Below are 26,914 nucleotides of genomic sequence, written 5' to 3' on the forward strand. Positions count from 1 at the left end.
ACTAGGATGCAAATGGCTTAAGTAAAGTGATATCAATAAAAGGTAGATTTGGTGCTATCTTCTGGCGACTTTTAATGACGTGTCCATTATCTGGCTTTAACCAAAATTCATTTTGATACTGGATATTCAGGCCTTCCACTGATACTAGCTCACTGTAATGCAGTGCTTGAGTTGGCGTATCGTTGATGAGTATCTCTTCCTCGGCAATAAAAGCAAACTGCGACTTAATCTTATATCCATAGTGGTATCCTGGCTGCCAATCAATAGTTCGAGTCCAAGTTTTAGGAGTACTGCTTAAATGCAAGCCCAAGAGAATAGGATCGGGTTTAGAGCTTTCTATTGCGGCTAAATTGCCAGTAAGTAGACTTTGAGTTTTTACTAAACGTCCGTTCACCGTCACTAACATAGCGTTATCCGCGGAGAGCCATTTTAGCTCAATTACTTCCGGTACGGGTCTGACTGGGGTGAGAGTTTGTTTCGGTTCCGCAAAGGCTAAAACAACAAATGCTTGGGGGGTGTCATCAATCTTGACATAAATGCTGGCATAGGGATTAGCTTTCACTTGCTCGGTTGTGAGCTTAACATCGCTATCTCCAACGAAAGCCAATTTCATCGTATCGTTGAGGGCGCTAATTCGTTGACTACAGCCAGAAATTCCCATTAATGCAATGGAGGCTGTGAGTAGTGATAGTAGTTTTTTATTTATACGCATCCGAGTTGCTTATTCTCAATAGTCATAAATATCAAATGTAGAGAGAGGTGAGATTTATTTCAAGAAATGGAGTAATTCTCACGTTTCTCTAGAGAAACAAAAAAAACAACCGCCAGTAGGCGGTTGTTTGATAGCTATATCAGACTGATTAGTTGCCAGTACCAGTGGTAGTGTTAGTACCTGTACTCGTGATTGGGTTGCCATCAGAGCTGTTAGAGATTGCAACAGCACCGGCAATTGCAGCACCAGCAGCAACAGAACCAGCAACGATTAAACCAGTGCTGTTAGCTGCAGCGTTAGCGCCTGCTGCTTTGCCTTCAACTGCATTTGCAGCCATAGAGCTGAATGCTGTCATTGCAACGATAAGTGCTAGTGAAGTTTTTTTCATCGTGATTCCCTTTTTGAAAAAATGTGCATGATTTTTTGATAATCTAGTACAGCATAGTAAGCGATGCAAACAAAATTATCAATGTTAAATCCATCTTCTTGCTCATGCGAAAGTTTGAATTTCGGCACTAATATTCAAGCTATATCTATCCATTTGGCATTATTTTTAGTGAAGAAACTGATTAAGTCGTTAGCTTATTTTAAACAAAAGAAATCTTTAAGTTCATCGATTTTTTCCATGGCATCTTTATAGCCTAAGTCGATTAAAGCGCTGGTATACGTTTTTTCGAAGAGTAGGTAGGACACAATACTTGAGTCTGATTGCCTGTCTATGCCGATGAAGCCGAGTAAGGTTTTGACGGCCCATGGCATGTCATCATAGAAGCGGGCAGCAATTTTGCTGAGATCTTCGCTAGGTTTGATGACTAGGGCTTTAATCGGATGCAAGGCGAGTTTGTTACGACTTGACTCAGGAATCAGGCTTAAAGTGTTATTGATCCTTTCTAGTCTCTCAAGGTCGCTATTTAAGGTATCTGAAAAGATGGTATCGAGCAGATGACCCGCTATTGTCGCTGTTTTTGGGTGATATTCGAGTTCCATCGGAAAGTGCTTGTGTGGGCTCTCTAAGTTAATGACTAAGAGTTTTTCTGCGCCTAAATGAATAGGGCTTGAGAGCGGTGCTAGCTGATGGACTGAACCATCACCATAATAGGCTTGGTTGAGTTTAATGGATGGAAATACCATAGGGATTGCAGAACTAGCGAGTAGGTGCTCGGTATTGAGCATGATACGTTCGCCACTGCGACGGGCACGGGTCCAGTTTTCGATTTCTTTCGCGGCTTGGAAAAAGGTCACTGAGCGAGAGTTATTATAACAAGAGGCATCCACACTCAGTGCCGTCAGTGAGCCATTACGGATATTACGGTCGATACGTTTAAAGTCGATGAGCTCATTGAGTAAGCCTCTTAGCGGATCATTATCGAGCAGACTGCCTGCATCGGTATTGACCTTATCATCTTGCATGCCTTTGAGGGCCATTTTCGTTAGATGGCTGAGAACACCGGTGATCGAAGCTCGGTAGACTTTTCGGGTTTCAAAATGACGCCAAACCCATTCGAGTTTTCTGACACCAAGGTGAAAGCAAGAGGCATGGGTCGCGATAGCGGTGCCATTGATGGCACCCGCAGAGGTTCCGCAAATAATTTTAAAGGGAATACCATGATTGCGTGGATAAAGCTGGACCAGTGCTTTTAGCACGCCGACTTGGTAGGCGGCCCTAGCGCCGCCACCGCCTAAGACTAATGCAGTTGATGTAGGCAATCTTCAGACTCAATTTATTGTTTTAATAGTTTTATTAAAGCAACGCCCCCCTATAAAAAGCAAGTCGGTAGACTCAATTAGTTGTAAATTTCGATTTATCGTTTATTCGATTACTGGAACATTTCGCTTTAGACAATTAATCCGCAGTAACCTTAGTCGTTTTACTGAGGCCAAAGCAATGCTCCGATGTTGGAAACTCACCCGTTCTCACTTCTTGGGCATATTGGGCGCAGGCCTTAGTGATCAATGGTCCTAAGTCGATATAGCGTTTAGCAAATTTAGGCGTGTAGTCAGAAAATAAGCCTAAGATATCCTCAGTCACGAGCACTTGACCATCGCAGGCGGGTGAGGCGCCAATGCCTATGACTGGGATTGAGACTCCTGCCGTCACTGTGCGCGCCGCGAGCTCGGATGTGCCTTCAATCAGTATGCTAAAAGCGCCTGCTTGCTCAAAGTCTTTCGCTAAACTAACGAGGGCTTCGATGGCGGCGGCATCCCTTGCTTGGGTTTTAAATCCACCCAATTGATTCACGTGTTGCGGCATTAATCCTATGTGTGGCATCACAGGGATCCCTCGCTGGGTTAAAAAACGAGTGGTGTCGAGCATCTCTGCGCCACCCTCGAGTTTTACCGCCTGCGCGCCTGTGCGTATTAATACTTGGCTGGCATGTCTGAAGGCTTGCTGAGGCGATACTTGATAACTCCCAAAGGGCATATCGATAATAACGCAGGCATGTGCTGCGCCGCGAGTGACAGCAAGACCATGATTAATCATCATTTCTAAGGTAACCCCGAGTGTAGAGTCTTGCCCATAAACCACCATGCCGACGGAGTCGCCGACGATAATCATATCCACATGGGGATCGATAATTTCTGCCATCGGCTTTTCATAGGCGGTGAGAGCAACTATGGGGGTTTTATCTTTCATTTTTTGTAATGTAACGGGCGTTACGCGGTTTTTATCCATGTGGATACTCATGTCATCTCCAATTTATTCAGTCTGATATGACATGTTAGCGTTTGCAGCTTTGGCTTTAGCTCGATAGATTGACTTAATGTCTAGATAAAAAGACACTTATTTACAAAAGGTGCTTCTAAATAAAGAGGCGCTTCTATACGGAAGAGGCTCGATAATACGAAAAGAAGCTTCGATATAAAAATCACCTTGGGCGATAACACTTTGAATCAAGTCACTGACACGCATTTATCCCAGCAGCATATTACTCAGCACACGCAGGTCGCACCTTCACGTTTAGCCGCCGTAGGGCTAAGTGCCTCAATCATGTTGCTTAAGCGAACACTCAAGCCGTTTGAACATGTGCAGCGCCATAGTCATTCCTGGGGACAGGTCATTTATGCCAGTCAAGGCGTGTTGAGTGTGATCACGCCTGCGGGGCGTTACATTGTGCCGCCTGAGCAAGCGGTGTGGGTGCCTCCCTTTGTCGATCATGAGGTTATCGCACTAGGTCAGGTGCAATTGAGTAGTCTGTATTTGGATAAAACCAGGATAGGCGGGTTTCCACCCGACTGTACTTGTTTGAGTGTGAAGCCTGTTTTGCAGTTATTACTGCAAGAGGCTAATGCCTTAGTGAAGAGTGAGGCTGGGCTAATTGATCCCGATTTTAAGGATAGCGTCATGCGGCTCTTGCTGGTGATCCGTGACTTTATGGTACTCGCCTCTAAGGTCGCCTTGGATTTGCCTTATCCTAGGGATAAAAAATTACTGCGCATTACCGAGGCTTTGCTTGCCAATCCAAGTGAGCAACGTACTTTGGTGGATTGGCAGCGGGAGGTCGGTGCCTCGGCCCGCACGTTAGCGAGATTATTTAAACAGCAAACAGGGCTGAGTTATAGCCAATGGTTGTAAAGGCTTAGATTGCAGGTGGCGATTCAAATGCTCAGCCGAGGTGAATCTGTGCTCACTACAGCGTTATCCTTAGGTTATGCCTCGGGTTCAGCCTTTGGTTATATGTTTAGGCAGTTGATGGGCGTCGCTCCGAGTCAGTACCTGTTAGCGCAAAATACCTTGCCCAAAATACAGCGGTAAACAGCCGCATATAAAAAGTCATGTTGCGAGCCAATGTGAACGATGAAGGTCAATAAAAAGTCCAATAAAAAACGCACTTAAGCTGGGCTCAAGTGCGTTTCGTTTTTGATCTTCAGCTTGTCTACATTTTGCGTTGAGGCTTAGCCTTTAACTGCGTTTTTCAGGAAGTCGAGCAGTTGATCGAATGGAATATCTTGTTTTTCACCTGTGCGGCGGTTTTTGTATTCAAATACGCCAGCATCGATATTGCGATCGCCAATCACCACTGTATGTGGGATACCAATCAGTTCCATATCGGCGAACATCACACCTGGACGCTCTTTACGATCATCCAATAACACTTCGATACCCGCTTCATTTAAGTCTTTGTATAACTGCTCGGCGATATCGGTTACGCGGTGCGACTTGTGCATGTTCATTGGCAGAATACCCACGCTAAATGGCGCAATCGCTTCTGGCCAAATGATGCCACGGTCATCGAAGTTTTGTTCGATGGCTGCTGCCACAATACGGCTCACGCCGACACCGTAACAACCCATCAGTAGCACCTGTGACTTGCCATTTTCGTCAAGTACAGTCGCGTTCATCGATTTAGAGTAGTTAGTGCCCAGTTGGAAAATATGGCCCACTTCGATACCGCGTGCCATAGCATAAGTGCCTGAACCATCAGGTGTTGGCTCGCCTTCGACTACGTTACGGATGTCGGCAACTTGCGCTGTCGGCAGATCGCGTTCCCAGTTGATACCAAAATAGTGTTGGTCATCAACGTTAGCACCGGCGGCAAAATCGCTCATTACGCTAACGCTGTGATCGATAACGATAGGGATTTTAAGACCGATAGGACCAAGTGAACCTGGACCTGCGCCAATGGCGTCACGGATTAGGGCTTCTGGCGCCATTTCCAATGGTGATGCGACTAAGTCTAACTTGTCGGCTTTGACTTCGTTGAGTTCATGGTCGCCACGAACGATTAACGCCACTAGCGGAGCGGCTTCGGTTGCACCGACTACGATCAAGGTTTTGACCGTTTTAGTGATATCCAAACCAAACTGCTCAACTAATTCCGCAATGGTCTTCGCATTTGGGGTATCGACTAAACGCAATGCTTCAGTGGCTGCGCCGCGTGGTTCAGTTGGCATAGGTGATTCGGCTTTCTCAATGTTAGCGGCATAATCGCTGCCCGTTGAGTAAGCAATTAAATCTTCACCGCTTTGTGCTAGAACATGGAACTCGTGTGACATGCTGCCACCGATTGAACCCGTATCAGCTAAAACTGGGCGGAAAGCTAAGCCCATGCGCGATAGAATGTTGCTATAGGCTGTGTACATAGCCTCATAGGTTTCATTCATGGTATCGACGTCAAGGTGGAAAGAGTAGGCGTCTTTCATCAAGAATTCGCGTGAGCGCATCATGCCAAAACGTGGACGAACTTCGTCACGGAATTTGGTTTGAATTTGGTAAAGGTTCAGCGGTAATTGCTTGTATGAGCTGACTTCTTTACGAATGAGATCTGTGATCACTTCTTCGTGGGTTGGCCCCAATACGAAGTCGCGATTGTGACGATCTTTAAAGCGTAACAGCTCGGGACCAAACTTTTCCCAACGACCTGTTTCTACCCACAAGTCTGCCGGTTGCACCATAGGCATTAGAATTTCAATTGCACCGGCTTTGTTCATTTCTTCACGAACAATGGCTTCGACTTTACGCAATACGCGTAAGCCCGTGGGGAGGTAGCTGTAAAGGCCCGACGCATTACGACGGATCATGCCCGCACGTAACATTAATTGATGACTAATGACTTCTGCGTTGGCAGGAGTTTCTTTCTGTGTTGATAGCAGGTACTTGCTGACGCGCATTACCGATGTCCAAATTTGAGTTGAATGGTCGCCATTTTATCACCTGCTTTGGTGATGTCACCTAGGGATTTAGGTTAAATTCAACTAGCTGGGAGATAAATAGCATTTTTTGATGCTGGATAACGGATAACGGATAACGGATAACGGATAACGGATAACGGATAACGGATAACGGATAACGGATAACGGATAACGGATAACGGATAACGGATAACGGATAACGGATAACGGATAACGCAAGGAAGAGCGCTGCGCTGCTAGAGCGTGACTTCGTCACTGCTAGTATCAAGATAATCCTTATTGCTTACTTATCTCGTCTATCACCAATCACTTTGGCGGGGTTGCCAGCCACTATCGCCCAGTCGGGTACATCTTTCGTCACTATGCTGCCCATGCCGACCACAGCGTGATCGCCAATGGTCACACCATCGACTATGCCTGCCTGAGCGCCAATCCACACATCTTTGCCAATAACAATGCCTTTGGAGTTGGCAGCTTGTTGATATATGGGGGTATCTGGCGCCATGCCATGGTTGAAGGCGTAAAGGATGACATTATTGGCGATGCGGGTTTGATTGCCTATCTGAATCCCGACCCTGCCGCCATCGAAGGAACAACCATGATTAATCGCCACTTCGTCCCCTAGTCTGATAGGCCCATGTAAGAAACAGTCGGCGGCGATCATGCAGCGATTACCCATGCGGATATCACGATTGGGTTCGGCGAATAACTGCGCCTCGGGGGCGATAAAGCATTGCTCGCCGATGTTGATGGTTTCGAGGGCACAAAGTTTTGCTTGAATATCGTCTTGCCAAGGTTTAGCCCAGATTAAATGTTTCTCTTTTAAGGAAAAATACAGCCACGGCATCCAAGAGAGCCGCTTTTTATGCTGGCTTTGATAATCAGGTTTTGATGTAGGCGTTGGCGCAGACATTTAGCCACATTTCCCCGGTTTGAGTTCTAATACTAAGATGTATTCTTGGTCATTATCATCGACCGCCATGTGCCAGAACACATCTAAATCATAGAGGGCGACTTGGTATAACTTAGGATCGTCCTTGGCTTTTTTGTAGGCGGGACGTGGATCTTGGCCGAGCACACCGCGGATAAGTACGGCTAAATCTGTGTAGGTTTCCTGCAGGGTGTAACGCTCAATCTGCGTCTTGGCATGGTCAGAATACACCACTGAAATCAGTTTAGGCGCGTCTTGGGCAATGCCGCCTACAGCATCGATAATCGAATCTGAGAAAGGAATGTATGGCTTAATATCAATTATCGGTGTGCCATCGAGCAGATCCATACCGGAAATTTCGAGGCACACTTTGCCCTTGCGCTGCACTACGCCGTGCAATTTCACTACAGACTGACCTATACCATTGGGGCGAAAAGTGGAGCGAGTGGCGAACACGCCGAGTTTTTCATTGCCGCCTAAACGCGGCGGGCGCACTGTGGTTTTCCAACCTTGGGCAAGATTCTCATGGAAGCAAAACAGTAACCAGAGATGGGAATATTGCTCTATGCCACGCACCGCATCGATATGATTCACATGGGGTTCGAGTTCGACATAACCGCGCGCTTCAACAAGTCCGGGTTGTCTTGGAATGCCAAATTTTTGTTTATAGGGCGTGCGGCATGTTGCCACTGCGATAATTTGGTTGGTAAATATCATGCAAAAAATTACCTAAAGGGTAAGTATAACAACCGCCTAAGTTCATCATTCTAAGCTCATCATTAAGGCCCATCTTTGAGCGCTAATTATGCAGCGTAGGTCATGAAACGATTAGTCATTAAGCGGTTGATAGGGGCAATCTTAGAACACTATAGGATCACGCCACGAGCAGTATGCTTAATATGCGTGAGGCTTACTCTGTTGTAGCCGTTTTTACTGCTTGACCAACGCATAATGCACGGCTGATACAACCTTGGGCAGCTTCTTCAAATATGACACATTGCTTGATGATAATGCCGTTAGCCCCTTTATCTGCCGCATTGCGACGGGCTTCGGTTCTGGCATCGGCAAGTGACGCAGGCGCACCGTTAGCATCGGCCTGACAGGACTCACCTTCGACCAATCCTTTTAACTCATAATGACCTTTAGGCAAGGTATCACCTTCATAAAGGACGACATCGGATGCCTTGAAATAGTCATTAATCGCCTCACTGTCCAAATTACTGTTAAAACTGTAGTCGCTTGCACAGGCACTGAGCAGGAGCACTAATGCACTTGAGAGGATAATTTTCATGGTTTGACCTGAGGTTGAGGAGAAAACTGCGCAGCCTTGGTAGGCTGCGCCGATGCGATATTATTATCTGAGTAAATTCTACCGCTTAAGGTACTTTTGATAAAGCTGCTGATGGCGATTATTCAGATCTATCTGCCGTCCTTCAATCCAGATTGCCTCAATTTTATTGGTCATAGGGTCGAGAATGTCCCCCTCTGACAGCACGACACTGCCTTGGTATCCCACCGCTATCGCACCTAAATCCTCCACACCTAACAGTTTTGCGGCATCTAAGGTGATGGACTTAAGTGCTTGTTCAGGCGTTAAACCATAGGCGGCGCTGTAACCTGCGGCGTAGGGGAGGTTACGGCTATTCCAGTCCGATGAGAACCCAAGGGCGAAGGGAATACCTGCATTGGCGAGTAAAGATGGGATCTTAAAGGGTAAATCGACTGGCTCATCTTTACGTTTAGGCAGGCTCAAGGTATGAGGGTAAATGACCCCAGCCTTAACTTCCCTTAGGCTTGAGTCCAAACGCCATGCATCGTATCCGCCGACAATTACCAGTTTGAATTGGTATTTTTTCGTCAAGGCGATCACTTGCTCAATTTGGCCAACACTTTCGGCATGGGCAAACAGTGTCGCTTTGCCTTGGTATAGCGGCAGCATAGCCTGCCAGCGCAGGTTGTTGGTCGCGGACTGTTGGTCTTCATCCTGGTTGTTATCTTTGCCCTTGGCCTTATCACTTAAGAAATAGCGATAGCCATCTTCAAAGGCGATATTGAGCTTGTCGATTGCCTGCTGATTTTTCTCGATGGCCTTGGCTTTCTCTTTTTCATCTTCTGGCATGCGTTTGATTTGCGGCCAATAGACATGGAACTGTCCAGCACTTGGTGTCATCGCATCTTCAATCGTCCATGCATCGAGATCCACCAGTACCGATTGTCCAGCTAACCCATCACCGCTCGGGACGATTTGTGCGTGGGTAATGCCGTTGTAACGTATGGTCGGGATGAGCTCCGAATCCGCATTGTAAGCTGTGGCCGTGCTGATCTGCGGATTGATATAACCTACCTCGGCGTTATCAACCGTTGGGCGGCTCATTTCAATTTCGACTAAGCCTAAGCTGGTGTCTAGGGCGATTAAGCCCGGATACAAGTGTTTACCGCTGGCATCGACGACTTGAGTGTCACTGGTTTCTGCGGTTGCATTGTTGATTTGGCTGGTCAGTTGAGGCCCAACGGCCGTGATCTTGCCATTTTCAATTAAGACGTCTGTGTTGCTGAGCACGCCTTGAGTGACTGTGTGCACAGTGGCGTTTTTAATCAGTAAGCTGCGGCTTTGTTTAGGCGTAGGTACGATATCATTGGCCATCGCTGGGGCCTGCGTGGTGCAAATTGCGCCGAGTAGCGCCACAAACAAAACGGTTTTAGATAAATGTTGCATTATTTGGCTCCCTCATGAGCGTGGCTCCATGCCTGATAGTGAGTGTCGCAGTGCCACTGTGGCTCGTTGAGTGGCGTGACTTTTTCACCCGCTTTACTTTGGTCATCACTGCTGAGAATTTTTTGGATAAGTGCGGCGCGCTCGTTCACTACAGCTTGTTGGGCAACTTGGTCTTGGTCGCGGTCAAAATAGCGTTTTCCTTCAACCCATGCCTGCGTCACTTTGGCGTAAATAGACAGAGGCTCTGCGTTCCAGAGTACGATATCGGCCATTTTGCCTGGGGTGAGTGAACCCACAAACTCATCGACTCTTAATTGTTTGGCTGGATTGATAGTAACCATGTTCCAAGCGTCTTCCTTCGACATATTGCAATACATCATAGACTTAGCCGCTTCTTGGTTGAGTCTGCGCTGCATTTCATAATCGTCTGAGTTAATGCTGGTGGTCACCCCCTTGTTTTGCATCAGACAAGCGTTTTGCGGAATCGCATCATACACCTCAAACTTATAGGCCCACCAATCGGCAAAGGTCGATGCGCCAGCACCATGGGCAGCCAGTTCACTCGCCACTTTGTAACCTTCGAGCACATGGGTAAAGGTTTGTACTTTAAAGTGATAGGCCTCGGCCAAGCGGATAAACATCAGGATTTCTGACTGTACATAGGAATGAATATGTACGTCGCGTTGCTGGTTTAATACTTCGGCGACCGCCTGCAGACGATAACTTGGACGCGGGGCGATGGTTTTCTTTTTATCGCTGGAGCGCAGATTATCATAGGTTTTTAACGCCTTTTCATAGGCGATAGCAGCGTCGAAGGTTTCTTCAAATAAGGCTTTTACTCCCATGCGAGTCTGGGGGAAGCGCTGAACAAATTTCTCGCCCCAGTTACTCTGTTTGACGTTTTCACCTAAAGCAAATTTGATACTGGCGGGCGCGTTAACAAATTTGAGTTGTTCGGCCGACTCGCCCCATTTCATTTTGATCAGTTGTGATTGGCCACCGATAGGGTTGGCGCTACCGTGGAGTAATTGCGCGCTGGTGACGCCGCCCGCTAAGGCGCGATAGATTGAAATATCGTCGGGATTAATAATATCGCCAATGCGTACTTCAGAGGTTACTGCGTCTGTTCCTTCGTTAGTACCGCCATTAATGGCGATATGCGAGTGTTCATCGACTATGCCGGCGGTGAGGTGTTTACCTGTTGCATCGAGGACTTGATAACCTGATGGTGTACTTAATTGCTGGCCTATTTTCTCGATGCGGCCATTGGCCATCAAGAGATCAGCATGTTCGAGAATGCCTTGCTTATCCGATGTCCACAGGGTGGCATTTTTGATGTGCAGCTTCTCAACATTAGGGGCTTCTCTCAGTCCGTAAGCGACGTTAGGGAAGGTGAGGTGACTCACTAGGCTCGTGTTTGCTTCATTCTTGGGAGCATGATTGCTTGCTTGGTCTGCTTTTTTGAGCTTTGCAGTTTGAGTTAAAGCGACACCGGCAACATTTGTAGTGCGACTTTTTGCATCGACCATACGACCTTGAATGCCGTCATCGGCCATCCACAGCGTAAAGCGGCTAAGGCCGTTAATGCCTGCGGCGCTCAAATCGGCAGTAAAGCTCAATCTTCCGTTATCATCTAACTTAAGTTGAGTGAGTGAGATACTTTGTTCGCCACTGCTTAAATTGCCTTGGATGTTGGGTTTATCACTTTTACTTTCATCATGTAGCGATAAATCTAGCGTGAGGTTATTGAGGCTTAATTGGTAATCTCCCAGTAATCGTGCTTGGGGAAGTGAGCGCAGACTTTGCTCCTGACCTTGCAACCAAACACTGTAGATCTGGCCATCTTTAAAGATATTGCCTTTAGTGATAACAAAGTCAGCCATATAACCGGACGCGAGTTTACCGGTAAAGTCGGCGGTGCCTGTCATCTCTGCGGCTTGGGTGGTGAGTGCTGCGAGAGCGTTTTCTTCACTTAAACCTTGGGCAATGGCTTGGCGTAGGCGCGGCCAGAAGGCATCGGTCTTAATCCCAAACTGCGTTAACGCAAAGGGGATACCTGCGTTAGCTACCGCTGCAGGATTGGTTGGTGCACGTTCCCACTGTCTTAAATCCGCCAGTGATACTTCACGATCAGCATCATCTGTGCCGACATCGGGTGCCTGCGGATAGTTTAAAGGCAAGATCAACGGATAGTTCAGCGCCTTTAACTCATTGATGCGTGAGTATTCTTGACCATTACCAAGTAGGTTGGCTGGCAGTTTATGTTCTTTGAGTAAATGGGCTGCACGTAATTGGTCGTTGAGATTTTTGGTTTCAAAGATAATTTGCTTATCGGCTAAATTATCTAAACGCTCAAAGGCGATATTAAATTCGACTTGATTGTTTATTGCGCCATTGGCAGGTTTGTTTTTATTTTGGTTATACCAATTTGCATCGGCAAAGGTTTGCCTAATAAGTGCAATGCTGCCCATTAAGGATGAGGGATAATCTTGTTCAGACGAACCTTTATCAAATGCCATAAAAGGTTGACTGCGGGCGCGATAAATCACTTCATTAGCCGTTTTGTCCGCTAATGAAAGGCTGACACCCGTCCCACGGAAGATACCGTCGAGTTTGCTACTTTGCACACTGGTGAAACCATTATTAATCCACTCTTTTGCGCGTTCTTTATTGGGGTAAACGTAATTAAACCATTCTTTTTCAGAATGAATTGCACCATTTCCCGCATTACCACCGATACGTTTTATATCATAGACGGGGCGAGTGAGCTTAAGTTTGGGATATTCGAACTCAATCCCATAATCGGTAAAAGGATCGATAAATCCGGGATAAATTGTATAACCACTCAAATCGATTCTAAATGCGCCAGCGGGAATGTCGTTGTGCTCAATAATGGCTTTAATTCGATTATTTTCAATTAATAAAGTGGCATCGCTTAAACGCTTTCCCGGTGCAATAATTAATTCAGCATGGGTAAATGCAGTGAGTTTACTGGATGTTGTTCCAGTATTGAGCTGGGCAAATGTTGTTTGTGATACTAAGCTAGCGATTATGCTGCAGCATATCATTATCTTATTGTTTATCTGCATTATTTTATTCAATCGAGTGAGGGTGAATAAAGAGTAACTGAAAGCAGATGTAAATACTAAGGCTGAATTGTAACGTAATTTGAGTGGGAGTGAGGTGCGGAATTAACGGCTGTCGTTTAAGTTTGAAATGATTGATGGATATAAAAAAGCTCGCAACTAATGCGAGCTTTTATGCAAACTTGTGTTGGCAATTAGCACCATCACACTTGGTTGGATTAGATTAAGAAATCTTCCATAGAACGACCTTTGTTGATCTCGTTCTTAAATACGGTAGGCATACGGCCTTGGCCAGTCCATTGAACCATTTCACCGTCAACTTCAATTTGGTATTTGGCTGGACGAGGAGCGCGTTTCTTCGCAGCAGCTTTAACAGCTACGCCACCTAAGTCATCAATTGATAAACCAACGGCTTCCATTTGTTGACGGATTTCTTCAATCTTAGCATTACGAGCTGCCATGGCTTGTTCTTCTTCCTCAGCCATAGACTCGCGTTCTACTAAAATTTTATCTAATTTGTCGGCTAAATCACGTAACTCTTCAACGCTAAGTTCTTTTACTGCAGCTTTAAAACGACGGCCGTGAGTTAATATCTCTAAAAATTCGCTCATATCTATTTTCGTCCCACTCTATTTTTAATACAGGATAATGGTGAACAACACCTAAATGATAGAAACTAATATAGCTCGAATCAAATAAAATTATGCGTTTTAAGGAAATTAAATATTATTTATTTTTTGAACTTTTCTTATTCCCTCAAATAAGTGTCCAAAAAAGTGGCCGTTGTAGTGGATTAAAAAATACAAACAGGCGTTTGACTTTGGTTGACGTTAACGTTAACAGGACGTAAAGTTGCTCTATCCTGCATTGGTATTAACCAATGTTTTGTCCATGTACATGAAAGTGTAGGAAGGAAACCCTATGAAAGTATTGGTGCCCGTTAAGCGCGTTGTTGATGCCAATGTGAAGGTCAGGGTCAAAGCTGACAATACAAGTGTTGACACTGCAAACCTAAAAATGGCGTTGAACCCTTTTTGTGAAATCGCAGTAGAAGAAGCGGTTCGTTTAAAAGAAGCGGGTAGCGCTACTGAAGTGGTTGTTGTCAGTATTGGTAATAAAGCCGTGCAAGAACAACTGCGTACCGCGCTTGCATTAGGCGCAGATCGTGCAATTCATATCGATACTGAAGAAGAGCTCGTGCCAGTGTCTATCGCCAAATTGCTCAAAGCGGTACAAGACAAAGAACAAGCAGATCTGGTGATTTTTGGTAAGCAATCCATCGATGGTGATAATAACCAAACTGGTCAAATGTTTGCCGCGTTAATGGATATGCCACAGGCGACCTTTGCTTCAGAAATCAAATTAGAAGCGATTACATTACAAGTCACCCGTGAAATTGACGGCGGCATGCAAACTCTTAAACTGCCTTTACCTGCTGTTGTGACCGCCGATCTACGTTTGAACGAACCCCGTTACGCTTCACTGCCTAACATAATGAAAGCCAAGCGTAAGCCATTAGAAGTATTTACTGTGGCAGACTTAGGCGTGACGTTAAAGAGTCACCAAACGATTGTGAAGGTCACTCCGCCAGCTGAACGTAAAGCGGGCATCATGGTAGCGTCGGTAGCTGAGCTAGTTGAAAAGTTAAAAAATGAAGCGAAGGTGATCTAAATGGCCATTTTAGTATTAGCTGAACATGATAATGCTGCACTGAAACTCGATACGGCAAAAATTGTTACCGCCGCCCGTGCCATAGGCGATGAAGTACATGTCTTAGTTGCGGGTCACCAATGTGGCGCGGTTGTCCAAGCGGCACAGGCACTACAAGGCGTTAGCCAAGTACTCGTTGCCGATGCCAGCGTGTATGAAGCGCATTTAGCGGAAAATTTTGCCAAATTGCTGGTGGACTTAGCGCCAAACTATGGTCACATTCTGGCCTCGGCTTCAAGTTTAGGTAAGGACACGCTTCCGCGCGTGGCGGCATTATTAGATGTCGCGCAAATCTCAGAAGTTATTACCGTCGTCAATGCCGATACCTTTGTGCGCCCTGTGTATGCGGGTAATGCCTTAGCGACAGTGCAAAGCCATGATGCTATTAAAGTGATGACAGTGCGCGCCAGTGCGTTTGACGCTGCGCCAGAAGGTAACAGTGCGGCTGTGACGACACTCGATAAAGTGTTTGAAGCGAGAACTCAGTTTGTTTCTCAATCCTTGACTGTATCTGCCCGTCCAGAGTTAGGCAATGCTGGCATTATTGTATCTGGTGGCCGAGGCATGGGCAGTGGTGAAAACTTCGGCATGTTAGAGCAACTTGCTGACAAGCTCGGTGCAGCAGTTGGCGCATCACGCGCTGCAGTTGACGCAGGTTTTGTGCCTAACGATTTACAAGTGGGTCAAACTGGTAAAATCGTTGCGCCAAACTTGTATATTGCCGTCGGTATTTCTGGCGCGATTCAACATTTAGCCGGCATGAAAGACGCTAAAGTCATCGTTGCAATCAACAAAGATCCTGAAGCGCCGATTTTTCAAGTTGCCGATTATGGACTCGTTGCTGATCTGTTTGAGGCGGTTCCTGAGCTGATTACAAGTCTCAGTTGATTTTATCTGTGATCTAGGTCACATTAAGTGGCTTTGCGGTAGCATCTGCTAAGCCGCTTATGTTTTTATGTGCCTCACGCCCGTGCAAGGGCGTTCTTAGAAGTAGAGGCGCGCCAAATATTAGTAGTGATCAGTAGGGTGATTCCGTTGATCGATTGCGAAAGGATTTGGTGCCGAAGTGGTTCGATTTATCACGATCAACTGCTGGGGTTGTACCTAATAGGTGCAGCACTGCCATAGTATTTTCCGATATGGATATTGGGAATAGTTACTATGGAGCGCTACTGATAGGACAGGTGACCTTGGGTATCTATTGCCTTTTCCCACCAGTTCAGTCGCCCTCCATTCGTATTTAACGAAGATAATAATCAATGACTGTTATGAATTATGCCGATTCGGCACTTTCCTTGTTGCCGCCTGCGGTGGCTATCGTGTTGGCGATCTTGACTCGCCGTGTACTGCTTTCTTTGGGGTTAGGTATTTTAATTGGTGCTTTATTGCTCAATCAATTTTCACCTTTAGCAACGGGTGAGTTTGTATTTAATGGCGTTAAAGGGCTTTTTTGGACTGATAAAGGTCTAAATTCGTGGAACTTATATATTCTCGGTTTCTTAATTGTACTGGGAATGATTACTGCGTTAATTACCGTAAGTGGCAGCGCGCGGGCTTTTGCCGATTGGGCTCGTTTACATATACGTAATAAACGTGACGCTAAACTATTGACCATGTTTTTAGGTTGCGTAGTTTTTATTGATGATTATTTCAATAGTTTAGTTGTTGGTTCGGTCGCTCGACCTGTTACCGATCGTTATTATGTTTCCCGCGCTAAGTTAGCTTATTTATTAGATTCTACTGCGGCGCCTGTGTGCGTTATTTCTCCAGTTTCGAGCTGGGGCGCTTATATTATCGCACTCATTGGCGGGATATTAACTGCCCATGGTTTTGCTGATACGGGTCATTTGAGTATTTTTATTCAAATGATCCCAATGAACTTTTACGCAATCTTCTCCTTGTTATTATTACTTTTTGTTGTCTTTATGGGATTAGATGTTGGGCCAATGCGTGAGCATGAGCTCAATGCCCAACGTGGTAATTTATACGATGAGTCTAAAGGATTACCGCCTGGGGCTAACGCGGATTTACCTGAAGCCGAAACCGGTAAGATTTTAGGTCTATTTCTGCCGATTACCGTGTTGGTATTTGCAACCCTCTATTTTATGATTAACAGTGGCGCTCAAGTACTCGCGGCGGAAGGGATTGAATTTAATATTATTTCTGCTTTTGAGAAAACCGATGTCAGTTCATCACTTTTCTTTGGTGCATTAATTGGTCTAGCGGTTTCGCTGATATTGAATTTAGTGCAAGGCGTTGAGAAATTGATGATAGTCAAAGGTATAGTGCAGGGCGCTCGCTCTATGCTGCCGGCGATTTACATCCTGTTATTTGCTTGGACAATCGCAGGTGTGATTGGTCAACTCGAAACCGGTAAGTTTATGGCGAGTTTAGCAACAGGAAATATTCCGTTCGCGTTTTTACCCGCCTTAATGTTTGTGCTAGCAGGTATTACCGCGTTCTCAACTGGTACTAGCTGGGGTACGTTCGGGATCATGTTGCCGATTGCTGCTGATATGGCGATGGGAAGTCACACTGGCATGATGTTGCCTATGCTTGCCTCTGTGCTGGCGGGTGCTGTATTTGGCGATCATTGCTCGCCGATTTCCGACACGACTATCTTGTCGTCTACGGGCGCCAGTTGCCACCACATCGACCATGTGGTGACTCAGCTACCTTATGCACTCATTGCGGCGTTTATTAGCTTAGTGGGTTATGTGGCACTTGGATTTACCGAGTCTGTTGTCGCTGGTTTAGTGGCTTGTAGTGTGGCATTTGTGATCAGTATTATCGTACTTAAAATCAAATCTAAAGGCGCAATTAGCTAGACGTTAATTGAAACCTTTCACTGCAAACGTTCACGACAAATAAGTCAAAATAAATCAGCCAGCATTATGCTGGCTGATTTTTTTGGTTAAGGCTGAGTTTGTCTTTATCTATAGCCTATCGCATTAAGGCTATCAACTCTTAGCTTAGCGTGCTTGATCTAGACCGCGGCGTTTAAGTAAGCCTTCTGTGGTGGGTTCTTGTCCGCGGAAGTTTTTGTAGGCGTCCATTGGCGCTATGCTATTACCCACTTCACGGATCGTTTTGCGGTACTTCATGCCGATTTCACGATTGAGCCCGCCTTGGGTTTGTACATAGGCAAACGCATCCGCCGCTAAAATCTCACTCCACATATAAGCGTAATAACTTGCCGAGTAACCGCCGGGGAAGGCGTGGGCAAAATAGGTCGACTTATAACGCGGAGGTACGGCACTAATGTTTAAGCCGTGCTTTTTCAAAGCATTGGCTTCAAAGGTTGGTACATCTTGCAGCGGGGTATCTGGGCTTAATGAATGCCATTCCATGTCTACTAATGCAGCGGCCATGTATTCCAGTGTGTCAAAGCCTTGGTTGAAACTGCCAGATTTCAGCAGTTTTTGCAGCAGTTCATCAGGAATGGGTTTGCCCGTTTCGTAGTGTTTCGCGTAGTTCGCTAACACTTTTGGATGGGCTGCCCAATCTTCTTCAAACGTCGATGGGAATTCGACAAAGTCGCGTGAAACCGAGGTGCCCGCCAGACTTGGATAAGTCACTTTAGAGAACATGCCGTGGGTGCCGTGACCCATTTCATGGAACATAGTGGTGACTTCGTTATAGCTGACGAATGTGGGTTGACCTTCGGGCGCTTTCTTTATGTTCATCACGTTGACGACCACAGGTTTAGTGCCTTCGAGGAAGGATTGACCGACGAACGAACTCATCCAAGCGCCACCACGTTTACCTTCACGGGCAAAATAGTCGGCGTAGAAAATGGCCATGCTTGAGCCATCGGCATCAAACATTTCGTAGGCTTTCACATCGGGATGGTAAACCGGTAAATCTGGGCGTGGTTTTAAGGTGACGCCATAGAGTTCTTTGAGTGTGTAGAATACGCCGTCTTCGAGCACGCGGTTAAATTCGAAGTATGGGCGAATGCTATTGGCATCGAGAGCGTATTTTTCTTGGCGGACTTTTTCTGCGTAAAACTCCCAGTCCCACGGTGCCAGTTCAAATTGCCCACCGGTTTTAGTGATCATGGCTTGAATGTCGGCCGCTTCTTTCTCTGTGTTAGCAACTACCGCAGGCACCATTGAGCCAAACATGCTGTAAACCGCTTCGGGTGTTTTGGCCATTTGCGGTGCTAATCGATAACTTGCCCAGTTTTCATAGCCTAATAGTGTTGCGCGCTCGGCTCTGAGTTTCGCTAAACGAGATACGAGTGACGCAGTTTCGTTTTCACCAGTTAAGCCACGGTTCGCTGAGGCTTCCCAAATACGCTGGCGTAGCTCACGGTTTTCCAGTGATGCCAACACAGGTTGGCGAGTGGTGTTGGTGATGTTAATCAGATACTTGCCATCGTGACCTGCCGCCTTGGCATCGTTCGCGGCTGAAGTGATTTCACCGTCGGTTAATCCAGCAAGTTCACTTTTTGAATCCACCACAACGGCGATTTCTTTGGTTAAGCGTAATAAACGCTGAGAGAACTCATTCGTTAGTGTTGATTGTTCTTCATTTAACGCGCGGATTTTAACTTTTTGTTCATCGGTAAGTTTAGCGCCAGCCATGATAAAGCGTTGGTGATATACCTCAACCAAACGTACGGCTTCTGGGGTTAACCCTAAGTTAGTGCGGTCGTTATAGATGGCTTCGATACGGGCAAATAGCGCTGGGTTTAAGTTGATATTATCTGAGTGGGCCGCCATTTTGGGCGCCATTTCGCCTTGGATTTTACGCAGTTCTGGATTGCTGTTTGACCCTGCTAAATTATAAAACACGCTTGATGCACGGTTGAGTAGGGCGCCGCTTTTCTCCATAGCCACAATCGTATTATCGAAGGTTGCTGCTGCCGGATTATTGGCTATTGCGAGAATTTCTTGGTACTGCTCTGCCATGCCTTGCTCTAGGGCTGGCGCGAAGTGCTCATTCTTGATGAGGCTAAAATCAGGGGCTTGATATTGCAGGTTACTGGCTTGGAACAGCGGGTTTTGGGTTTGTACCGAGATAACGTTAGGTGCTTTAGTTTCTGTGCTGCTGCAACCTGCCATGAATCCGGCGGTGAGAGTGGCGCCGATGGCGATGGCAATAAAACTTTTATGCATAATTGAGTGACTTCCTTTGAATTGTTGTTTTTTTAGGACTGTAACGTTAGTAACTTAAATAGGACTGAAAATGGCTTGTTATCGGGTAATGTCTAAGTAAAAAAGGAGCCTCGCATTAGCGAGACTCCTTTGGCTATTTCCTTGCAGGGAAAATAGGTACCGCTTTTTACTTACTTCTTAATCACGCGATGATGAGATGATTAATTAGCGAGTAAACTTGTGGTATTTATCAATACCAGAACTTCTACCTGTGTCATGACATACTGCACAGGATTCAGAGGTCGGTTGTTTAAACCAATCAGCCACACTTAGTACGCTGATTTCACCACCGTTGCTTGCCATATGCGCCTTAGCAGAATCGCTAGTGTGGCAGGCATAACAGTTAGCGGTGACAGGACTGGTCATTTTGTTACCTGGCTCAAGAATGTATTGATTGGGCACTTTGCCTAAATCAATCGCTTTTTCGTGACAGGCAACACAGCTAGTAGAGGCTTCAATTGCGCCTGCACCGTTTGCGGTTTGCGCTTGAGTTCCATCAGCTTTAACTTCACCGACTTTAGCGCCATTACCCCAGTGCCAGCTGTGTACCATAGGACCAAAACCAGCGCCTAAGGCTGCTGATGTACGTGCCATGCCGTTGTCATGACAGGCGATACAAGCATTACCACCTTCATCGAAGGCACCATTTTTGTGGAACGCAGTGGCATCGTTGTGACAAGTAGTACAGCTGTTAGTACTCGCTATCTCACGACGTTCGAAGCCAGAGACCTTTTGAGTGGTGACAGGGTTAACGACATCTGAGTAAGCCGTAAAGGATATACCCATAGAACCATCATAACCTGTCGCTCTTAGGCTACCATTACTTTGGTAACGTTGATTGCCATCATATTCCATCCAACCAGCGGTACTGAATGTCACGCGGGCAGAATAAACATAGTTAGCATTCACTGCGCTGATATCCGTCAGTAAATGACAGATATTTTTAGTGCCGTCAGTGTTGTAACCATAGTAGTAGTTAGTACGGTTACCTGGGCGACCCACTAAGCTGCCATTTTCATAGGAATGTAAATAAGCGCCCGCATAAACTACGGGTTTCTTAGCGTCATATACTAGCGGGCTAGAATAGTTAAAGTTGTCTTTAATGCTAAAGACGTTACCATCGGTGTCTTTTACTGTCAGCGTTGTACACCAGCCTGGGGCGGTTACTGCTGCCGCAGCACCTGTCGGCGCATAGTGGTCTGTCTTGGTAGAAATATCATCTACTTTAACAGGTGTTGATAGACTCAATTTATACTTAGCGCGAATCGCTTGGCGTTCGGTTATACCCGCTTTGCTTTCGTGCATAATGCGCAGATCCGCACCATTACTTGGGATAATAGCCCCTGGTACGCCACCACTGTCATGGCAATCAATACAACCTGGTCCGGCTACGTTGATGTTTTTAGGTGCTTCAACGTGACAAGATGTACAGTTTTGTACTGAAAAGTCCTTAGTAAAATCTTGGTGATTGATATGACCAATTTTAGATAGGGTGTTTGTCGCATAGCCACCCGTAGAGAAACCTTCAGCATTGACAACTGCGCGGCTAACTGAGCCGTGACACACTAAACAGCCTTCCACGAAGGTGACTTCGCTGTCCATGCCGGTAGCGACATAGCTTGCATGACGACGAGGGCTTGTTGAATAGTCGATATGGCAAGAGTAACAACTATCAGTTGTGGTTGAATGGGTGCCTTCAGGTTTGTTAACGACCAGAGGTTTAGAGGTCGCAATACCATTATTACCACCGACACGTAACCAAACGATACCTTCAGTGCTTGGATTAACCCCTTTCATTGGTACTTTAAATTGGTAATGACCATCAGCTAAAGCGGTCAATTCAGCGCCGACGGTTGCTTGAGTTGCTTCACCGCCAATATGGACGTTATCTGCAACACCATTTTTATCAGCTTCGGTGCGGTTAGTGATGAAGCCTTTATCTGTTAGTGCCGCCACTTTGGCTTGAGCATTTAACAGTCCGTTGATTAGGTTATTGTTTTCATCTGTAATTTCAAATTCGTAAGTGATACTGCCTTCGCCAAAGCTATAGTTGATCACTTTGACGTTAGTCATAGTAGAACTGGTGACAGGGGGCGGTGTTCCAGGCTCACCGGGTGTTCCAGGTTCACCAGGTGTTCCAGGGATACCGGGCGTTCCTGGTGCTCCATCCACACCATCTTTACCATCATCGCCACAGCCAACAAGGGCGCCAGTTAGTGCTAAGGCAACTAAATATGCCAGTTTTCTAGAGGTGAAAATTCTCATCATAATCTCCATTTGATCCAATATGCGAATAAAGGACGGAGTGGAGCACTAAAGTTTGCAGGGTAGATTAGTGCTTTGACCGTTGGTCTCAATTTGCAAGCTATCGAATACTTTTCTTTTTTTAATTGAGCACGTTTTGTCTCGAATGAAATATTACTGTTAACGCTATGTTTATTTTTTGAGCGCAAGCCCATTTATACCTATTACTTTGGAGGTAGATCGCACTTTTTAAATTTAACTTTTACTAATTTTTCCTTACGAAACAACATTTAAGTTTCAGTTAAGCTTTCATTAACAATTGAACGGCATCGGGGCGTTTTTTATGTTTTTTGCAGGGAAGAGTATTAAATGAAGTGGACTAGAAATACTTCAGGAGGCGATTGGGGATTAAAATGATTGATAAGTTGGTGTCATTGCAGAATTTCATGATAAAAGCTTAGCGGCTGCTAGTGTTCTGATGTGAAGCGCAATGTTAGACTAGCGCTCAATTTGGCTCTGGTAGCAGACGCGTAAGCGATAACGTTTTTAAAGGGTATAAGTCTTGGCTCAATTGTATTTTTATTATTCGGCAATGAACGCGGGTAAATCCACTTCCCTATTACAGTCATCCTATAACTACCGTGAACGCGGTATGAATACTTTGGTCATGACAGCCTCCATAGACGACAGATATGGCAAAGGTAAAGTGGCCTCACGTATTGGCATTGAAACCGAAGCACAGGTATTTAGTAGCCAAGATGATTTGACTCAAATGATTAGCGATGTGCATCAAGCCACGCCATTAAGCTGTGTGCTGGTGGATGAGTGTCAGTTTTTGAGTAAAGAACAGGTTAAGCAGCTGACGCATGTGGTCGATAATATTGATATTCCTGTACTCTGCTATGGCCTAAGAACGGACTTTCAAGGCGAACTTTTTAGCGGCAGTCATTATTTATTAGCTTGGGCCGATAAATTAGTTGAGTTGAAGACTATTTGCCATTGTGGACGTAAGGCTAACATGGTGGTGCGTCTTGATGGTGAAGGCAAGGTGATGCGCGAGGGTGAGCAAGTGGCGATTGGTGGTAATGAAAGTTACGAGTCTGTCTGTCGCAAACATTTTCGTGAATTTATCTGGGATGCGCATGAATATGTGGGATGAGGCTTCGTTAATAGTGTAATTATTGAGCGACTCATTCTTTTTGTGCGACTTAAATTAGTTCGTTTTGTTTTTAAGTCATACTGTCTATTGCCTTAATCGCTGAAAATACCTTGATATCAACAAATTAATATTTGGCAAAATGTACTATCAGCTTAACATGAGTATTGATTAGTGGCCGTTGTGGGTAACAGGCACCCTTCTTTACAGTGAAGTTAGGTTTGATAAAGTGTGGAACATAATGGGTACTAAGACTAATTAATAGAGCCGGATAATGGCTAGATGAGTTTGATATCTTGCTTTACTGAGTGGCAACGGATTTGCTGAGTTGCATGAAAGATGAATATTTTAGTGTTTTTTTGGAGCTGTTTTGCCTAATTCCACATCAGAGATGAAGTTCGAAAATTATCGTCCTCGTCCACCACAACCTGAGCCTAAAGCTAAGGTTAAGCCGCCGCGTAAAGCCAGATCAAAGGGCAGGGTCTGGTTCTTATTTTTCATTCTGATTTGCTGCGCTGCATTGCTGATTGGACTTGAGGTTAAAACTTCGTTTTATCAAGCAAAATTCATCAATCAATATGCTAAGACGCTCACCTATGAATTAGAAAGCTCACCGAGCCAAGCGGTTATTTATCCTAGTTATGGTCCTTTTGATGAGCGCCATGGCTACAGTAAGTTACCTCAGTATATTGATAGGTTATTGCAACGGAATTTTCAGGTAACGCAACAAGTGGCGTTTTCGCCAGCGTTGCAGGAATACGCTCAACTTGGATTTTTTCCGCCTTACCATGAAAAGGCCCAATCTGGATTGACGCTGCTCGATTGCCGCAATACCGATTTATACGAATTTGCCTATCCTAAACGGGTTTATCAGGACGACGATAAGATCCCCAATGAAATCGTTAATACTTTACTGTTTATTGAAAACCGCGAGTTATGGACGACGGAAGAGAAACTCAATCCTGTGATCGACTGGCCACGCTTTGTGGTGGCAGGTATGAGTCAAATTGCTGAAATGGTTGGTATGAATGTCTCTACCGCAGGTGGCAGTACACTCGCGACTCAGATTGAGAAATTCCGCCATTCTTCCCAAGGTTTAACCTTGAGTATTAAAGATAAGTTACTGCAAATTGGCTCGGCCAGTGTGCGCGTGTACCAACAAGGTGAAAACACTGAACCTGCTCGTAAGCGCATCGTTCAAGATTATCTGAATACCGTGCCATTATCTTCGGCGCCAAATCATGGTGAAGTTCATGGTATTGGTGATGGATTGTGGGCGTGGTTTGGTACCGATTTCGATACTGCAAACAAGCTGTTAGCATCGCCGCAGATCAAAGGTAATGCCACCAAGCGCGGACAAGTATTCCGACAAGTGGTTGCCTTGATGATCGCCCAACGTCGTCCGTCCTACTATCTATTACAAGGTCATGAAGATCTTGAAAACTTAGTCGATAGCCATATCCGTTTACTCGGCCAGTATTATTTGATTGATCGTGGTCTACGTGATGCTGCACTCGCGCAGAAATTGCAGTTTAAGGTCGCCAAGCCGCAGCGTAATACCCAATCTGGCGCAGATAAGGGCGTGAACACAGTTCGCATTCGCACCGCAGGCATGTTAAATGTGGGGCTGTATGATTTAGACAGGCTCGATTTGACGGTCAATAGTAGCTTACACAGTGACTTACAGCAGAAAGTCAGTCACTACTTACGCAGTCTGGCGCAAGTGCCTACCGCGGAGCAAGTGGGTCTGCTTGGCGAACGGTTACTCGACCCAAGCCAACTGCAAAACGTGCTGTATAGCTTTACGCTTTATGAGCGCACTGATACCGCCAACCGAGTTAGAGTGCAGACGGATAGTACTGATCAGCCTTTTGATATTAACGAGGGCAGCAAGTTGGAATTGGGCTCAACCGCTAAATTGCGGGTGATGGCGACCTACTTAGAAATCATTGCCGAGATCCACGACAAGTATTCCAAGAAACATGGGATTGAATTGGAATCCATCATTATCGAACCTAGGGATCATTTAACCCGTTGGGCGATTGATTACTTGATTTTGAATCCCGACAGACGTATAGACCGCATGTTAGATGCGGCGTTACAGCGAGAATATTCGGCCTCAACCAGTGAACAATTTTTTACCGGTGGTGGGTTGCATGTGTTTAATAACTTTAAAAAAACAGAAGATTTAAAAACGCCAACACTTTACCAAGCCCTGCAGGATTCGGTTAACTTGCCGTTTGTGCGTCTCATGCGCGATATCGTGAATTACAGCAGTAGTATGCAAAACGAGGGCAATATGGCCCAGTTGCTGCGTAATGATAAAGATCCGCGCCGTGACGAATATCTGCGGGTATTTGCTGATAGAGAAGGTAATACCTTCGTTACTAAGTTTTATCGCAAGTACAAAAAAGTGGCTGCGAATGAGCGTTTCGACATGTTTTTTGACGGTTTGTCCCAGTCGGAGCAGCAGTTGACGGCGGCGTATCGCTATTTACTGCCCGATGAACCTATGGCGGCATTTAAGGCTTTCTTGAAGCAAAGACTGCCACAGGTAAGCTATACCGATGGTCGTATTAAGAGCTTATATAACAAGTACGGTCCGGATAAATATAATTTGCCAGATCAAGGCTATATCGCACGGGTGCATCCCTTGGAATTGTGGGTGCTGGATTACCTTAATCATAATCCTGATGCCAACTTGAACGATGTTAAGCAGGCGAGTGAAGCACAACGTCAAGAGGTTTACCGTTGGTTGTTTAGGACGCGGCATAAAAACGCCCGTGACGTACGAGTGCAAGTGATGCTTGAAGTTGAAGCCTTCCTTGACATACATCAACGTTGGGCGCGTTTAGGTTATCCCTTTGATTCTATGGTGCCATCCTTAGGCTCAGCACTGGGTAGCTCGGGTGACCGACCCGCAGCCTTAGCCGAGCTGATGGGCATTATTCAAAACGACGGCTATCGTTTGCCCACAGTGCGTATCAATCAGCTGCATTTCGCCGCAGATACGCCCTATGAAGTGAGATTGCAGAATCAGAACACCCAAGGTGAGCGGGTAATGCGCCATGAAGTAGCACAAGCCTTAAAAGCAGCGCTGGCGAACGTAGTGCAAAACGGCACCGCACGTCGTTTAAAGGGCATTTTTACCGATGAAAAAGGTGGCATGTTAGCTATAGGCGGGAAAACCGGCACCGGTGATAACCGTATTGTGACTCAGATGCAGCAAGGTAAAAAAGTGGCGACTACGGCGATGAACCGCACCGCGACATTCGTGTTTTATCTAGGTGACAAATACTTCGGTACTTTGACCGCCTTCGTGCCAGGCAGTAAATCTGATGATTTTAGTTTTACTTCGGCGCTGCCATTGCAGGTGATGAAGGGCATGATGCCTATTTTAGCTCCCTATGTACAAACCGAGCAGGGCATGTGTGTGGTGAACGAATAAAGGCATGAATTAATAAGTGCCACGCCAACGACAAAGAGTGTTCCTGATGAACACTCTTTGTCGTTTTAAGGCTTAAATTATCTATCGATTGAGTTTATTGCTGTGGTTAACATGGTTT

The 26,914-nt window shown here is 45.7% G+C and carries 21 protein-coding genes and 1 riboswitch; of the genes, 7 read left to right on the forward strand and 14 right to left on the reverse strand.

The window, feature by feature from the left end; translation table 11 throughout:
* Nucleotide 1: 1 nt before the first annotated feature.
* The 4 genes from L5L77_RS05400 to panB form a co-directional block, all read right to left on the reverse strand.
* A complete protein-coding gene (locus L5L77_RS05400; protein WP_263184974.1) occupies nucleotides 2-712 on the reverse strand; it encodes a YjbF family lipoprotein in 711 nt (236 codons plus the stop codon).
* A gap of 148 nt (nucleotides 713-860) precedes the next feature.
* Entirely contained in the window at nucleotides 861-1,100 is a 240-nt protein-coding gene (locus tag L5L77_RS05405; RefSeq protein WP_105252028.1) for a hypothetical protein, read from the reverse strand.
* A 194-nt stretch (nucleotides 1,101-1,294) separates the two neighbouring features.
* Nucleotides 1,295-2,419, reverse strand: a complete 1,125-nt coding sequence (locus L5L77_RS05410; protein WP_028761134.1) for a patatin-like phospholipase family protein — start codon at nucleotides 2,417-2,419, stop codon at nucleotides 1,295-1,297.
* Between the two features lie 136 nt (nucleotides 2,420-2,555).
* Complete coding sequence (gene panB, locus L5L77_RS05415; protein WP_263184975.1) at nucleotides 2,556-3,398, reverse strand: 3-methyl-2-oxobutanoate hydroxymethyltransferase; 843 nt, start codon at nucleotides 3,396-3,398, stop codon at nucleotides 2,556-2,558.
* 201 nt (nucleotides 3,399-3,599) lie between these two features.
* Here panB and L5L77_RS05420 point away from each other — a divergent pair, with 201 nt between their 5' ends.
* Nucleotides 3,600-4,286: an AraC family ligand binding domain-containing protein gene (locus L5L77_RS05420; RefSeq protein WP_263184976.1), complete on the forward strand. Its 687-nt coding sequence runs from the start codon at nucleotides 3,600-3,602 to the stop codon at nucleotides 4,284-4,286.
* A 9-nt stretch (nucleotides 4,287-4,295) separates the two neighbouring features.
* Nucleotides 4,296-4,466, forward strand: a complete 171-nt coding sequence (locus tag L5L77_RS05425) for a helix-turn-helix domain-containing protein (RefSeq protein WP_317629704.1) — start codon at nucleotides 4,296-4,298, stop codon at nucleotides 4,464-4,466.
* Between the two features lie 140 nt (nucleotides 4,467-4,606).
* Here L5L77_RS05425 and L5L77_RS05430 read toward each other — a convergent pair whose 3' ends face one another.
* The 8 genes from L5L77_RS05430 to L5L77_RS05465 form a co-directional block, all read right to left on the reverse strand.
* Nucleotides 4,607-6,322 (reverse strand): proline--tRNA ligase, encoded by a 1,716-nt coding sequence (locus tag L5L77_RS05430; protein ID WP_263176958.1) that lies wholly within the window; start codon nucleotides 6,320-6,322, stop codon nucleotides 4,607-4,609.
* 61 nt (nucleotides 6,323-6,383) lie between these two features.
* Nucleotides 6,384-6,599 carry a hypothetical protein gene (locus L5L77_RS05435; protein ID WP_263184978.1) on the reverse strand — a complete coding sequence of 72 codons (216 nt, stop codon included), beginning with the start codon at nucleotides 6,597-6,599 and terminating at the stop codon, nucleotides 6,384-6,386.
* A gap of 27 nt (nucleotides 6,600-6,626) precedes the next feature.
* Nucleotides 6,627-7,256 (reverse strand): acyltransferase, encoded by a 630-nt coding sequence (locus tag L5L77_RS05440; protein WP_263222253.1) that lies wholly within the window; start codon nucleotides 7,254-7,256, stop codon nucleotides 6,627-6,629.
* Nucleotides 7,257-7,991, reverse strand: coding sequence for a tRNA (N6-threonylcarbamoyladenosine(37)-N6)-methyltransferase TrmO (gene tsaA, locus L5L77_RS05445; RefSeq protein ID WP_263222256.1), 735 nt, complete (start codon nucleotides 7,989-7,991; stop codon nucleotides 7,257-7,259).
* A 193-nt stretch (nucleotides 7,992-8,184) separates the two neighbouring features.
* On the reverse strand, nucleotides 8,185-8,565 hold the full coding sequence (gene rcsF / locus L5L77_RS05450; protein ID WP_263173654.1) for an Rcs stress response system protein RcsF: 381 nt from the start codon (nucleotides 8,563-8,565) through the stop codon (nucleotides 8,185-8,187).
* Between the two features lie 78 nt (nucleotides 8,566-8,643).
* On the reverse strand, nucleotides 8,644-9,990 hold the full coding sequence (locus tag L5L77_RS05455; RefSeq protein ID WP_263184980.1) for an amidohydrolase family protein: 1,347 nt from the start codon (nucleotides 9,988-9,990) through the stop codon (nucleotides 8,644-8,646).
* The gene (locus tag L5L77_RS05460; protein WP_263222258.1) at nucleotides 9,990-13,079 is read right to left on the reverse strand and encodes an amidohydrolase family protein; all 3,090 of its coding nucleotides are present in this window, start codon (nucleotides 13,077-13,079) and stop codon (nucleotides 9,990-9,992) included. Before L5L77_RS05460 ends, L5L77_RS05455 begins: the two co-directional genes overlap by 1 nt.
* A 215-nt stretch (nucleotides 13,080-13,294) precedes the next feature.
* The gene (locus tag L5L77_RS05465; protein ID WP_028761125.1) at nucleotides 13,295-13,687 is read right to left on the reverse strand and encodes an H-NS family nucleoid-associated regulatory protein; all 393 of its coding nucleotides are present in this window, start codon (nucleotides 13,685-13,687) and stop codon (nucleotides 13,295-13,297) included.
* Between the two features lie 310 nt (nucleotides 13,688-13,997).
* Between L5L77_RS05465 and L5L77_RS05470 the strand changes: the two genes are divergently transcribed.
* The 3 genes from L5L77_RS05470 to L5L77_RS05480 all read left to right on the forward strand — a co-directional run bounded on the left by L5L77_RS05470 (nucleotide 13,998) and on the right by L5L77_RS05480 (nucleotide 17,614).
* Nucleotides 13,998-14,747 (forward strand): electron transfer flavoprotein subunit beta/FixA family protein, encoded by a 750-nt coding sequence (locus L5L77_RS05470; RefSeq protein WP_263184982.1) that lies wholly within the window; start codon nucleotides 13,998-14,000, stop codon nucleotides 14,745-14,747.
* A complete protein-coding gene (locus L5L77_RS05475; protein ID WP_028761123.1) occupies nucleotides 14,748-15,674 on the forward strand; it encodes an electron transfer flavoprotein subunit alpha/FixB family protein in 927 nt (308 codons plus the stop codon).
* 95 nt (nucleotides 15,675-15,769) lie between these two features.
* Nucleotides 15,770-15,966, forward strand: a riboswitch (Lysine riboswitch).
* Nucleotides 15,967-16,045: 79 nt separating this feature from the next.
* A complete protein-coding gene (locus L5L77_RS05480) occupies nucleotides 16,046-17,614 on the forward strand; it encodes a Na+/H+ antiporter NhaC family protein (RefSeq protein ID WP_028761122.1) in 1,569 nt (522 codons plus the stop codon).
* A 144-nt stretch (nucleotides 17,615-17,758) separates the two neighbouring features.
* On the opposite strand, the gene L5L77_RS05485 is transcribed toward L5L77_RS05480, so the two are convergent.
* On the reverse strand, nucleotides 17,759-19,909 hold the full coding sequence (locus L5L77_RS05485; RefSeq protein WP_263222260.1) for a M3 family metallopeptidase: 2,151 nt from the start codon (nucleotides 19,907-19,909) through the stop codon (nucleotides 17,759-17,761).
* Nucleotides 19,910-20,113: 204 nt separating this feature from the next.
* Nucleotides 20,114-22,213, reverse strand: a complete 2,100-nt coding sequence (locus L5L77_RS05490; RefSeq protein ID WP_263222262.1) for a multiheme c-type cytochrome — start codon at nucleotides 22,211-22,213, stop codon at nucleotides 20,114-20,116.
* Between the two features lie 541 nt (nucleotides 22,214-22,754).
* Between L5L77_RS05490 and L5L77_RS05495 the strand changes: the two genes are divergently transcribed.
* Together L5L77_RS05495 and L5L77_RS05500 are read left to right on the forward strand one after the other, a co-directional pair.
* On the forward strand, nucleotides 22,755-23,351 hold the full coding sequence (locus L5L77_RS05495; protein WP_028761119.1) for a thymidine kinase: 597 nt from the start codon (nucleotides 22,755-22,757) through the stop codon (nucleotides 23,349-23,351).
* A gap of 367 nt (nucleotides 23,352-23,718) precedes the next feature.
* Entirely contained in the window at nucleotides 23,719-26,796 is a 3,078-nt protein-coding gene (locus L5L77_RS05500) for a transglycosylase domain-containing protein (protein ID WP_263184984.1), read from the forward strand.
* The last annotated feature ends 118 nt before the right edge of the window (nucleotides 26,797-26,914 follow it).

The sequence above is a fragment of the Shewanella sp. SM29 genome (genome assembly GCF_025654245.1).
GTDB classification, from domain to species: Bacteria; Pseudomonadota; Gammaproteobacteria; order Enterobacterales; family Shewanellaceae; genus Shewanella; species Shewanella oncorhynchi.